Genomic DNA, 12,083 nt, shown 5'->3' on the forward strand with positions numbered 1-12,083 from the left:
CAATAGTTACGGGTGAAAATTATTAAAAAACCGTCACTGAACGAATTTCATATTACCGTCAGGCACTTTTTCATCGGATTTGACTAAAAACCTGACAATTCGCTTCCTCCAGGAGATACAGATGGAAACCACTCAAACCAGCACCGTTGCTTCGATTGAATCCCGAAGTGGTTGGCGCAAAACGGATACCATGTGGATGCTTGGCCTTTACGGCACAGCAATCGGCGCTGGTGTACTGTTCCTTCCTATCAACGCAGGCGTCGGCGGTCTGATCCCGCTGATCATTATGGCAATCATTGCTTTTCCGATGACCTTCTTCGCACACCGCGGACTGACCCGCTTCGTGCTGTCCGGTAAAAATCCGGGTGAAGACATCACTGAAGTGGTTGAAGAACATTTCGGCGTGGGTGCAGGTAAACTGATTACCCTGCTCTACTTCTTCGCGATTTACCCTATCCTGCTGGTCTACAGCGTGGCGATCACCAACACCGTTGAAAGCTTCATGACGCACCAGCTGCACATGACGCCACCACCACGTGCGATTCTGTCTCTGATCCTGATTGTGGGCATGATGACCATTGTGCGCTTTGGTGAGCAGATGATTGTTAAAGCGATGAGCGTGCTGGTGTTCCCGTTTGTGGCTGCGCTGATGTTACTGGCCTGCTACCTGATCCCACAGTGGAACGGTGCCGCGCTGGAAACCCTGTCCCTGAGCAGCGCATCTGCAACCGGAAACGGTCTGCTGATGACCCTGTGGCTGGCAATCCCGGTCATGGTCTTCTCCTTCAACCACTCTCCAATCATCTCTTCTTTCGCTGTGGCGAAACGTGAAGAGTACGGTAATGGTGCTGAGAAGAAGTGCTCCAGCATTCTGGCACGCGCTCACATCATGATGGTGCTGACCGTTATGTTCTTCGTATTCAGCTGCGTACTGAGCCTCTCCCCGGCGGATCTGGCGGCAGCGAAAGAGCAGAACATCTCTATTCTGTCTTACCTGGCAAACCACTTTAACGCACCGCTGATTGCGTGGATGGCACCGATCATCGCGATGATCGCCATCACCAAATCCTTCCTCGGCCACTACCTGGGCGCACGTGAAGGCTTCAACGGTATGGTGATTAAATCTCTGCGCGGTAAAGGCAAGAGCATTGAAATCAGCAAGCTGAACAAAATCACTGCGCTGTTCATGCTGGTGACCACCTGGGCTGTTGCCACCCTGAACCCAAGCATCCTGGGCATGATTGAAACCCTGGGCGGCCCGGTTATCGCGATGATTCTGTTCCTGATGCCGATGTACGCGATTCAGAAAGTCCCTGCTATGCGTAAATACAGCGGTCATGTGAGCAACGTCTTTGTGGTTATCATGGGGCTTATCGCTATCTCTGCGATCTTCTACTCCCTGTACACCATGTTCTGATTATCACCCGCGCCGTCCCTGGACGGCGCACTCCTTCCTCTCTGACTGAAAGCAATGGACGCATCATGATTAGCGTATTCGATATCTTCAAAATCGGTATTGGTCCTTCCAGCTCTCACACCGTCGGACCGATGAAAGCCGGTAAGCAGTTCACGGATGACTTGATTGCACGCGGCATTCTGCACGACGTCACCCGCGTGGTTGTCGATGTGTACGGCTCGCTTTCCCTGACCGGGAAAGGTCACCATACCGATATCGCCATTATCATGGGCCTGGCGGGAAACCTGCCGGATACCGTTGATATTGATGCGATCCCTGGCTTCATCCAGGACGTTAACACCCACGGTCGCCTGCTGCTGGCAAACGGCGAACACGAAGTGGAATTCCCGGTTGATCGCTGCATGAATTTCCATGCCGACAACCTGTCGCTGCACGAAAACGGTATGCGTATTACCGCGCTGGCAGGCGATAACGCGGTATACAGCCAGACTTACTACTCTATCGGCGGCGGTTTTATCGTCGACGAAGACCACTTTGGTCAAACCAGCACCTCCTCTGTCGAGGTGCCGTATCCGTACAAAACGGCGGCGGATCTCCAGCGTCACTGCCAGGAGACGGGACTTTCCCTCTCCGGTCTGATGATGAAAAACGAGCTGGCCCTGCACAGTAAAGAAGAGCTGGAACAGCACTTTGCAAACGTCTGGGAAGTGATGCGCGGCGGTATTGAGCGCGGGATCACCACCGAAGGCGTCCTGCCGGGCAAACTTCGCGTACCGCGTCGTGCCGCCGCGCTGCGTCGTATGCTGGTGAGCACCGACAAAACGACAACGGACCCGATGGCCGTCGTGGACTGGATCAACATGTTCGCTCTGGCGGTAAACGAAGAGAACGCTGCCGGGGGCCGGGTGGTCACTGCGCCGACCAACGGTGCCTGCGGCATTGTTCCGGCGGTGCTGGCGTACTACGACAAGTTTATCCGTGAAGTGAACGCGAACTCTCTGGCGCGCTACCTGCTGGTCGCCAGTGCGATTGGTTCCCTGTACAAGATGAACGCCTCGATTTCCGGCGCGGAAGTGGGCTGCCAGGGTGAAGTTGGCGTGGCGTGCTCCATGGCTGCGGCAGGTCTGGCAGAGCTGCTGGGCGCAAGCCCGGCGCAGGTGTGCATTGCGGCCGAAATCGGTATGGAACACAACCTGGGGCTGACCTGTGACCCGGTTGCCGGACAGGTACAGGTTCCATGCATCGAGCGTAACGCGATCGCCTCCGTGAAGGCGGTTAACGCGGCGCGTATGGCGCTGCGCCGCACCAGCGAGCCGCGTGTCTGTCTCGATAAGGTTATCGAAACCATGTATGAAACCGGTAAAGATATGAACGCCAAATACCGCGAAACCTCGCGCGGGGGCCTGGCGATGAAGATCGTGACCTGCGATTAAGCCTCTCAGGAAGCCTCGTTTTGCGAGGCTTCTTCCTGTTTTCCCCGCCATTCATAGTTTCATGCTGCTGACAGTGTTACCCTTCTTGCATTAGATAGAAGGGAGATTATCTGTGGCTGTTCATTTGCTCATCGTCGACGCGCTCAACCTGATTCGCCGGATCCACGCGGTGCAAGGCACGCCCTGTAAGGACACCTGTCTGCATGCGCTGGAGCAACTCATTCGCCACAGCGAACCGACGCATGTCGTGGCGGTGTTTGATGACGAAGCACGCAACAGCGGCTGGCGACACCAGCGTTTACCGGACTATAAAGCCGGACGCGCCCCCATGCCGGACGATTTGCATGCAGAAATGCCAATGATCCGCTCGGCATTCGAGCGGCGTGGCGTGCCCTGCTGGGGGGCTCAGGGCAATGAAGCTGACGATCTGGCGGCCACGCTGGCGGTGAAGGTTGCCAGCGCCGGGCATCAGGCGACGATCGTCTCAACCGATAAAGGCTACTGCCAGCTGCTCTCTCCCACTATCCGTATCCGCGATTACTTCCAGAAACGCTGGCTCGACGCCCCGTTTATTGCCGGTGAATTTGGCGTCTCGCCAGAACAGTTGCCTGACTACTGGGGTCTGGCAGGGATAAGTAGCTCGAAGGTTCCGGGTGTGGCGGGCATAGGGCCGAAGAGTGCCGCCCAGCTGCTGACGGATTTTCAGAGTCTGGAAGGTATTTACGCCCGTCTGGACGAGGTGCCAGAAAAATGGCGCAAGAAGCTGGAAGCGCACAAAGAGATGGCGTTTATCTGCCGGGAAGTGGCAACGCTACAGACGGATTTGCAGCTGGACGGGAATTTGCAGCAGTTGAGGTTAGAGCGTTAACGCCCCCTCACCCTAACCCTCTCCCAATAGGGGAGAGGGGATCGCTCGGTGCTGTCTTTTCTCCCTCGCCCCTTTGGGGTGTACGGTCCGGGGACATAGTGAACGCTTGTTCGGGGACATGGTAGACACTTACAACTAAGGCATAAGAACCCGTTTATGGAGTCGCTTATGCCCTGGGATGCGAGAGATACCATGTCATTACGTACCGAGTTTGTTTTGTTCGCCTCGCAGGACGGGGCGAACATCCGTTCCCTCTGCCGTCGCTTTGGCATTTCACCTGCCACCGGCTACAAGTGGCTTCGTCGCTGGGCGGAGGAAGGGGCCTCCGGCCTTCAGGACCGCCCGCGCATACCGCACCATTCCCCGAACCGCTCATCTGACGACATCACTGCCCTGCTGCGCATGGCCCATGACCGTCATCAACGCTGGGGAGCCCGCAAGATTAAACGCTGGCTGGAAGACCAGGGGCACACCATGCCCGCCTTCAGCACCGTTCATACCCTGATGGCCCGTCACGGCCTGCTGCCGGGCACTTCACCGGGCATTCCCGCCACGGGACGGTTCGAACATGACGCGCCCAACCGGCTCTGGCAGATGGATTTTAAGGGCCACTTTCCCTTTGGCGGTGGCCGCTGCCATCCGCTCACCCTGCTGGACGACCACTCCCGTTTTTCCCTGTGCCTGGTGCACTGTAACGATGAACGTCGAGAGACCGTGCAGCAGCAGCTGGTCAGCGTGTTTGAACGCTACGGCCTGCCGGACAGGATGACGATGGATAACGGCTCACCGTGGGGAGACACCACCGGCACCTGGACGGCACTGGAGCTGTGGCTGATGCGCCAGGGTATCCGGGTGGGGCACTCCCGGCCGTATCATCCGCAGACGCAGGGCAAGCTGGAGCGTTTTCACCGCAGCCTGAAGGCGGAAGTGCTGCAGGGGAAGTGGTTCGCGGACAGCGGTGAACTGCAGCGCGCCTTCGACCACTGGCGGACGGTCTATAACCTTGAACGCCCGCATGAGGCGCTGGATATGGCGGTACCGGGCTCGCGGTATCAGCCGTCATCGCGACGGTACAGCGGCAACACAACGCCCCCGGAATACGACGAGGGCGTGATGGTCAGGAAAGTGGATATCAGCGGAAAGCTGAGCGTGAAAGGGGTAAGTCTGAGCGCGGGTAAATCGTTCAGGGGAGAGCGGGTCGGACTGAAGGAGACGCAGGAGGATGGCTGCTATGAAGTGTGGTGGTACAGCACGAAAGTGGGGGTGATCGACCTGAAGAAAAAGTCGATCACCATGGGTAAAGGATGTTAAAAAGTGTTCACCATGTCCCCGAACACCTGTCTACCATGTCCCCGGACTGTACAGGGGAGAGGGCCGGGGTGAGGGAGAACTACCGCTCGTCGCGACGCCCGCCCACAGCCGCCCACCAGCGACGAATATGCACCGTCACCTCTTCACGGTCGTGATACAGCTGACGCGCCTGGATTTCCACGTTAATGCCGTGTTCATCCAGCTGTTCCTGGATATAGGCCAGGTTTTGCGACACCTCTTCGTAGCGCTTTTTCATCGGCAACTTGAGGTTGAAAATCGTCTCGCGACACCAGCCGTTCACCAGCCAGGAGGCCATCAGCGCGGCCACTTTTGCCGGTTTCTCAACCATGTCGCACACCATCCAGGAGATGTTGTTACGGGTCGGGCGATAGCGGAAGCCGTCTTCACGCAGCCAGGTAACCTGTCCGGTATCCATCAGGCTTTGCGCCATCGGGCCGTTATCGACAGAAGAGACCCACATATTGCGTTTCACCAGCTGATAGGTCCAGCCACCCGGGCATGCACCAAGATCGACGGCATACATACCGTTTGCCAGACGCTCATCCCACTCATCCGCCGGAATAAAGACATGGAACGCCTCTTCCAGTTTCAGGGTGGATCGGCTTGGCGCATCGGCAGGGAACTTAAGGCGCGGGATCCCCATAAAGAACGGGGAGTTATTGTTGGTGTAGGAGTAACCTGTATAGCAGCAGCCCGGCGCAATAAAGAAGATATGCACCACCGGGCGCTTCGGCGTTTCGTAGTTCGTCAGCACACCCGCATCGCGCAGTGCCGCGCGCAGCGGCACGGTAAATTTGCGGCAGAACTTCATCAGCTCTTTGCTTTCGTTGGTATCCGCGACTTCAACGCGCAGCTCGCCCCCCTTCTCCACCACGCCCTGCAGCATGCCGACAATCGGCGTGATGCGGTCTTCCGGCGGAAGATCTTTGAGCAACTCACCCGCAACAAACATCTGGCGAGCGAAGATCAATGAGCTGAACGGCAGCTCGCGCGCCAGCTTATCGGCATCTTCAGGCTGATAGCATTCGAATACCACATACCCCGCGTTCTCTTTCACGCGGGCAAAGCCGAAGACGTCGCGCTTCGCCGCTTTATCGGTAATTTCCGCGGCGCACTCTTTCTCAAACCCCGGGCGACAATATAAAACAACCTTATTCATGAACAACGCCCTTGCGTTTCAGACGGATAGCTCCGATAAACATTAATACCCACCCCGCCAGGAAGCTGACGCCGCCGACAGGTGTAACAAACGCCCACAGGCGTAAATGCGAAAGTGCCAGACAGTAAAGGCTGCCGCTGAAAAGCACCGTACCCAGCGCCAGGAAGACGCTGCTCCAGTAAAACCAGATGCTGATACGGCGCTGCATCGCCACCGCCAGCCCAAAAATCGCCAGCGTATGGAACGCCTGATATTCAAGGCCGGTCTGGATCCAGCCCATCTCCACTGCGCCCAACGACTTGCTTAATACATGTGCGCCAAAAGCGCCCAATGCAACAAAAATAAAGCCACTCACCGCGGCAAAAATCAGCATGAATCGGCTGGTCATGTTTAAGTCCTGAATTGATGCGTGCCCGGCACACAAACGTTATTGTTCATACCTGAAGCGGAATTTTTCTTGCTCACTTGCCGCTTTCGCCAGTATCCACTGCCGGAAGGCGGCTATTTTACCCAGTTCTGCCTGACTGTCATGACAAACCAGATAAAACGCATTCTTGCTGACCAGTACATCATTAAAAGGACAAACCAGGCGGCCTGCCTCAATTTCGGACTGCGCCATGACGTTGTTCGCTAACGCCACGCCCTGCCCGTGAATGGCAGCCTGTAACACCATCGCGCTGTGGCTAAAAATGGGTCCCTGCTGCACGTTTATATGAGTAAGACCTAATTGACGGGTATAAGTTTGCCAGTCCCGGCGAGAAGCATCGTGCAAAAGCGTATGCTGAGCCAGGTCAGCGGGTGACTTCAGCGCCTTGTCGCCCGTTAACAGCAAGGGAGAACAGACCGGCAGGAGATATTCTGCGTATAATTTCTCGACACGCAAGCCCGGCCAGTTACCGCGCCCATAAAAAATGGCAACGTCCACATCATCGGCCAGTTTGTCTTCCTGACGATCCACCGCCTGGATTCGAACGTCGATCCCCGGATAAGCTGAGTTAAAGCTTGAGAGTCTGGGCACCAGCCATTGAATGGCAAAACTGGGCAATAAACTGACAGTCAGGGCACCTTTTGCACTGCGCGCCTGAAGCTTACGCGTGGCTTCCGTAAGCTGGGAAAAAATCTCTTTAATATCCTGAAAATAGCTCTGCCCCTCTTCGGTCAACAGCAGCGAACGGTTGCGTCGACGAAACAGCTTAAGGCCCAGAAAATCCTCCAGAGACTTGATTTGGTGACTTACTGCGGCCTGTGTCACAAAAAGCTCATCTGCTGCGCGGGTGAAGCTCAGGTGACGTGCTGCTGCATCAAAAACACGTAATGCATTGAGGGGTGGCAATCGCTTTGACATGGTTATCTGGCTTAGATGTTAACGGATTTTAACAAACAGGAAACAACGTTTAACCTATTAGTTTTTTTTATCTGAGCCATTATAATTTGTCCGTTGAGGAACTACCAGCAAATACCTATAGTGGCGGCACTTCCTGAGCCGGAACGAAGAGCTTTTTTCGGAATGCGTGTTCTGAAGGGCTTTTGGCTTACGGTTGTGATGTTGTGTTGTTGTGTTTGCAATTGGTCTGCGATTCAGACCACGGTAGCAACGCTACCAATTTTTCACTTCCTGTACATTTACCCTGTCTGTCCATAGTGATTAATGTAGCACCGCCAACTTGCGGTGCTTTTTTTTCGCCTGCGATCGGTTAATGCTCGATCTCTTTCATCTCTTTCACGTCCGTGCGGTTGATCTGCTGCTTGTTCCCGTTAGCATCTTTGTATGAAATCATCCCGGTATCGTTATCGGTTGTCGGTTTCCCTTCCGAAACAATGGAACGACCATCATTGGTGTGCATCACGTAGTTATTACCGGAACAGGCGCTCAGGGCAAAAGTAAACGCACAGGCAGAGATGATTGCAGCTGTCTTATTCATGATTATTCTCCTTTAGCAATTAATGCTATTCAAACCTCGATTTATAACAGGCTAAAACATCCGCCTAACACTATTTAGCATAACCTGCTTTTTGAGGGGCATCCGGATAAGCAGACAATTCTGATAGATATCAACCTCCTTGCCCTGCCGCGGAAATTGCGCGACGATCGCAGTATTGAAATGAGGAATCCCATGAACGCTTTCAGCCCTGCGCAGTTCCGCGCCCAGTTCCCGGCGCTGGCCGATGCTGGTATTTACCTTGATAGCGCCGCCACCGCCCTTAAGCCACAGGCGGTGATTGAGGCGACGCAGCAGTTCTACAGCCTGAGTGCCGGCAATGTGCATCGCAGCCAGTTTGCCGAAGCGCAGCGGTTAACCGCGCGCTATGAAGCCGCGCGCGATCAGGTCGCACACCTGATTAATGCCGAAAGCGGGAAAAACATCGTCTGGACGCGCGGCACAACCGAAGCCATCAACATGGTGGCCCAGTGCTACGCGCGCCCGCTGCTTCAGCCGGGCGATGAGATTATCGTCAGTGAGGCGGAGCATCACGCCAACCTGGTACCGTGGCTGATGGTCGCTGGGCAAACGGGTGCACGCGTGGTAAAACTCCCGCTGGGTTCAGATCTTCTGCCCGACATAGCCCTTCTACCAGAGCTTATCACCCCCCGCAGCCGCATTCTGGCGCTTGGACAGATGTCAAACGTCACCGGCGGCTGCCCTGACCTGGCGCAGGCAATTCGCATCGCGCATGTCAGCGGCATGGTCGTGATGGTCGACGGCGCACAGGGCGTGGTGCATTTCCCCGCCGACGTGCAGGCGCTGGATATCGACTTCTATGCCTTCTCAGGGCATAAGCTTTACGGGCCAACCGGTATTGGGGTGTTGTATGGTAAGCCAGAACTGCTGGCAAAAATGACGCCGTGGCTCGGTGGCGGCAAGATGATTACGGAAGTGACCTTCGAGGGCTTTAACACGCAGGAAGTCCCTTACCGCCTGGAAGCGGGTACACCAAACGTGGCGGGCGTCATTGGCCTGAGCGCCGCACTCGAGTGGCTCGCTGAAACCGACATTGTTCAGGCTGAAAGCTGGAGCCGGGGACTGGCGACGCTGGCAGAGGAAGAACTCAAAAAGCGCCCGGGTTTCCGTTCGTTCCGCGTGCAGGACTCGAGCCTGCTCGCCTTTGATTTCGCGGGCGTACACCATAGCGATATGGTGACGCTGCTGGCCGGGTATGGCATTGCCCTGCGTGCCGGGCAGCACTGCGCCCAGCCGCTTCTGGCGGCGCTTGGCGTAAGCGGTACGCTGCGCGCCTCGTTTGCGCCGTATAATACGCAAAGCGACGTCGACGCGCTGGTTGCCGCCGTCGATCGCGCCCTTGAAATACTGGTGGATTAATGACTCGCGCAGATTTAGCCGGACATCCGTTTGGCACCGTCATCACAGAAGAGACGTTAAAGCAGACCTTCGCCCCGCTTTCACAGTGGGAGGATAAATATCGCCAGCTGATCCTGCTCGGTAAGCAATTACCGACCCTCTCTGACGACCTGAAAGCGCAGGCAAAAGAGATCGCAGGCTGTGAAAATCGCGTCTGGCTGGGCGTGAGCGTCTCCAGCGGGAAGCTGCATTTCTTTGGCGACAGTGAAGGACGTATCGTACGCGGGCTGCTGGCGGTACTGTTAACCGCCATCGAGGGAAAAAGCGCGGCGGAGCTGCTGACGCACTCTCCGCTGGCGCTCTTTGATGAACTGGGACTGCGAGCACAGCTTAGCGCCTCGCGCGGTCAGGGTCTTATCGCGCTGAGCGAAGCCGTGCAGGATGCCGCGCGTCAGGTTCAGGCCTGACGTTCCGCCTTCGCCATCATCTTCTTCAGGGCGTGAGACACCGCCACAAAGCCAAAGGAGGCGGTCACCATGGTGGCCGCGCCAAAACCTGAGGCGCAATCCATCCGTTTTGGCCCTTCCGCCGTGCTTTTCATCGCGCAGACTGAGCCGTCCGCCTGCGGGTAGACCAGCGCTTCAGTCGAAAATACGCAGTCAACGCCCAGCTTGCCCTTGCTGTTCTTCACCACGTTGAAGTCGCTCTTCAGCCGTTCACGCAATTTGGCGGCCAGCGGATCCTGAATGGTTTTCGCCAGGTCGGCCACCTGAATCTGCGTCGGATCGATTTGCCCGCCCGCGCCGCCGGTCGTCACCAGGGGAACCTTGTAACGACGACAGTAGGCGATCAGCGCCGCTTTTGGACGCACGCTGTCGATGGCGTCAATCACATAGCTGTAGCCTTTACTCATGTATTCAGCGACGTTATCTGCCGTCACAAAATCATCAATCACCGTTACCCGACATTCCGGGTTGATCAGGCGGATACGTTCTGCCATGACCTCCGATTTTGCCAGACCGACGCTATCACGCAGGGCATGGATTTGACGGTTGGTGTTGGTAACGCATACGTCATCCATATCAATCAGCGTGATTGCGCCAATACCGGTTCTCGCCAGCGCTTCTGCCGCCCACGAGCCCACACCACCAATGCCCACGACGCAGACGTGCGCATCCGCAAACAGCTGCAGGGCTTTTTCACCATAGAGACGTGCCGTACCGCCAAAACGCTGGCGCCAGGCATCGCTGATTACCACAGACATAAAACCTCAGATGTAAAAAGGGTGAGGTTTTTCCTCACCCTGAACAGTAATCCGTATTCCGCTCAGAATACCACAATCAGCCGCTGAATACGTTTCCGGCGCCAGGTGCGGCCTTCAGCACCCATACGCGCCCGTAATGGTTATACCAGCCTGCACGGTGGCCGGCATCCGGGCCAATGCCCTGATAGATATCGAAGTGCTGGCCTTTAATCGCCCCGCCGACATCCAGCGCGACCATCAGACGCAGCTCATACTGCCCGTTGAATTTGCCGTTGTTGTCCAGCAGCGGGACTTCCGCCAGCAGCGTGGTGCCCGCAGGAATAATGGAACGATCCGATGCCACCGACGCCCGGCCGATCAGCGGGACGGCGCTCGCCCCTTTCACCGGAGCAAAGTTCTGCGGTTTGAAGAAGACAAACGACGGGTTCTGCTCCAGCAGCTCACGCACTTCGGCTTCACTGTGTTTTTCGCCCCACTCGCGGATCGCCTGCATCGACATGTCTTCTTTCTTCACTTCGCCGCGGTCGATCAGCACCTTACCGATACTGCGATAGGCGTGGCCGTTTTTGCCGGAATAGCTGAAGAAGTTAAGCGGCGAACCATCACCAAAATCAATATAGCCGCTGCCCTGAACGTCCATGATGAAGTTGTCCATCAGGGAGTTGCTATAGGCCAGAACGTAGTTTTCGCTCAGCGCACCGGCATAAATCTCAGCGCGCGACGGCAGACGTCCTCGTTTTGGCGGCATACGATAAATAGGATACTGGAACTCACCCTGGCGCGTGTGTCGCGCCTGAATCACAGGCGTGTAATACCCGGTGAACTGGACGTTGCCGTAGTTATCCGCCCCTTCCATCTGCCAGGCATCAATACCAAACTGGCGCATATTGCGCGTATCACCGCCTGCACGCAGCCAGTCCTGGACCGCGTTATACACGCTGCTCTGAGCGCCATACAGACGCGGCGACGCGTTGCGGATCTGGTAAACCTGCTCAGAAAAATCGCCGGCGTTAATCGGTGCGCCAACGGCATCAGGTTGATTAACTAACGAGAAAGGCTGGGATAACTTCCCGTCTTTATACTGTTGACCGCGATCGGTCGGTTTAGAAGAGCAGGCGGCAAGAATGGCTACCATTGCGCCCGTCATCAGATACTTCGCCCAACGTCCTTTCATTATATCTCGTCTTTAAGTTGCCCATTTCCGCGTGATGAAGATAACAAACCGCCAGGGCTAATGAAATGCGATCGCATGCCCTTTGGCAAATTCTGAGCAAAAAATAGTCCAAATGTCGCAACACCGTTCAATTTACA

General features: G+C 56.0%; 12 protein-coding genes. 6 read left to right on the forward strand and 6 right to left on the reverse strand.

The window, feature by feature from the left end:
• The first annotated feature begins 121 nt into the window (after positions 1–121).
• The 4 genes from C1N69_RS18205 (at position 122) to C1N69_RS18220 (ending at position 5,029) form a co-directional block, all read left to right on the forward strand.
• The gene (locus C1N69_RS18205) at positions 122–1,417 is read left to right on the forward strand and encodes an HAAAP family serine/threonine permease (RefSeq protein ID WP_025757044.1); all 1,296 of its coding nucleotides are present in this window, start codon (positions 122–124) and stop codon (positions 1,415–1,417) included.
• 65 nt (positions 1,418–1,482) lie between these two features.
• Complete coding sequence (gene sdaB / locus C1N69_RS18210; protein WP_025757043.1) at positions 1,483–2,850, forward strand: L-serine ammonia-lyase II; 1,368 nt, start codon at positions 1,483–1,485, stop codon at positions 2,848–2,850.
• A 112-nt stretch (positions 2,851–2,962) separates the two neighbouring features.
• A complete protein-coding gene (xni, locus tag C1N69_RS18215; RefSeq protein ID WP_155031659.1) occupies positions 2,963–3,718 on the forward strand; it encodes a flap endonuclease Xni in 756 nt (251 codons plus the stop codon).
• 168 nt (positions 3,719–3,886) lie between these two features.
• Positions 3,887–5,029 carry an IS481 family transposase gene (locus C1N69_RS18220; RefSeq protein ID WP_420841794.1) on the forward strand — a complete coding sequence of 381 codons (1,143 nt, stop codon included), beginning with the start codon at positions 3,887–3,889 and terminating at the stop codon, positions 5,027–5,029.
• 79 nt (positions 5,030–5,108) lie between these two features.
• Here C1N69_RS18220 and rlmM read toward each other — a convergent pair whose 3' ends face one another.
• From rlmM to C1N69_RS18240, 4 genes are all read right to left on the reverse strand, one after another.
• On the reverse strand, positions 5,109–6,209 hold the full coding sequence (rlmM, locus tag C1N69_RS18225) for a 23S rRNA (cytidine(2498)-2'-O)-methyltransferase RlmM (protein ID WP_025757041.1): 1,101 nt from the start codon (positions 6,207–6,209) through the stop codon (positions 5,109–5,111).
• A complete protein-coding gene (locus C1N69_RS18230) occupies positions 6,202–6,597 on the reverse strand; it encodes a DUF423 domain-containing protein (protein ID WP_008499646.1) in 396 nt (131 codons plus the stop codon). The genes rlmM and C1N69_RS18230 overlap by 8 nt, the downstream gene beginning before the upstream one ends.
• 39 nt (positions 6,598–6,636) lie before the next feature.
• On the reverse strand, positions 6,637–7,554 hold the full coding sequence (gcvA, locus tag C1N69_RS18235; protein ID WP_008499647.1) for a glycine cleavage system transcriptional regulator GcvA: 918 nt from the start codon (positions 7,552–7,554) through the stop codon (positions 6,637–6,639).
• A 349-nt stretch (positions 7,555–7,903) separates the two neighbouring features.
• The gene (locus tag C1N69_RS18240) at positions 7,904–8,131 is read right to left on the reverse strand and encodes a YgdI/YgdR family lipoprotein (RefSeq protein ID WP_008499648.1); all 228 of its coding nucleotides are present in this window, start codon (positions 8,129–8,131) and stop codon (positions 7,904–7,906) included.
• Positions 8,132–8,323: 192 nt separating this feature from the next.
• Between C1N69_RS18240 and csdA the strand changes: the two genes are divergently transcribed.
• Together csdA and csdE are read left to right on the forward strand one after the other, a co-directional pair.
• Positions 8,324–9,529 carry a cysteine desulfurase CsdA gene (gene csdA, locus C1N69_RS18245; protein WP_155031661.1) on the forward strand — a complete coding sequence of 402 codons (1,206 nt, stop codon included), beginning with the start codon at positions 8,324–8,326 and terminating at the stop codon, positions 9,527–9,529.
• Complete coding sequence (csdE, locus tag C1N69_RS18250) at positions 9,529–9,975, forward strand: cysteine desulfurase sulfur acceptor subunit CsdE (RefSeq protein WP_155031662.1); 447 nt, start codon at positions 9,529–9,531, stop codon at positions 9,973–9,975. Before csdA ends, csdE begins: the two co-directional genes overlap by 1 nt.
• Here the strand turns inward: csdE and tcdA are convergent.
• On the reverse strand, positions 9,966–10,772 hold the full coding sequence (tcdA, locus tag C1N69_RS18255) for a tRNA cyclic N6-threonylcarbamoyladenosine(37) synthase TcdA (RefSeq protein WP_008499651.1): 807 nt from the start codon (positions 10,770–10,772) through the stop codon (positions 9,966–9,968). The two genes, csdE and tcdA, sit on opposite strands and share 10 nt — an antisense overlap.
• A 76-nt stretch (positions 10,773–10,848) precedes the next feature.
• Positions 10,849–11,946, reverse strand: a complete 1,098-nt coding sequence (gene mltA, locus C1N69_RS18260) for a murein transglycosylase A (protein ID WP_047959387.1) — start codon at positions 11,944–11,946, stop codon at positions 10,849–10,851.
• Positions 11,947–12,083 lie beyond the last annotated feature (137 nt).

The organism is Enterobacter sichuanensis, from assembly GCF_009036245.1.
Classification (GTDB): domain Bacteria; phylum Pseudomonadota; class Gammaproteobacteria; order Enterobacterales; family Enterobacteriaceae; genus Enterobacter; species Enterobacter sichuanensis.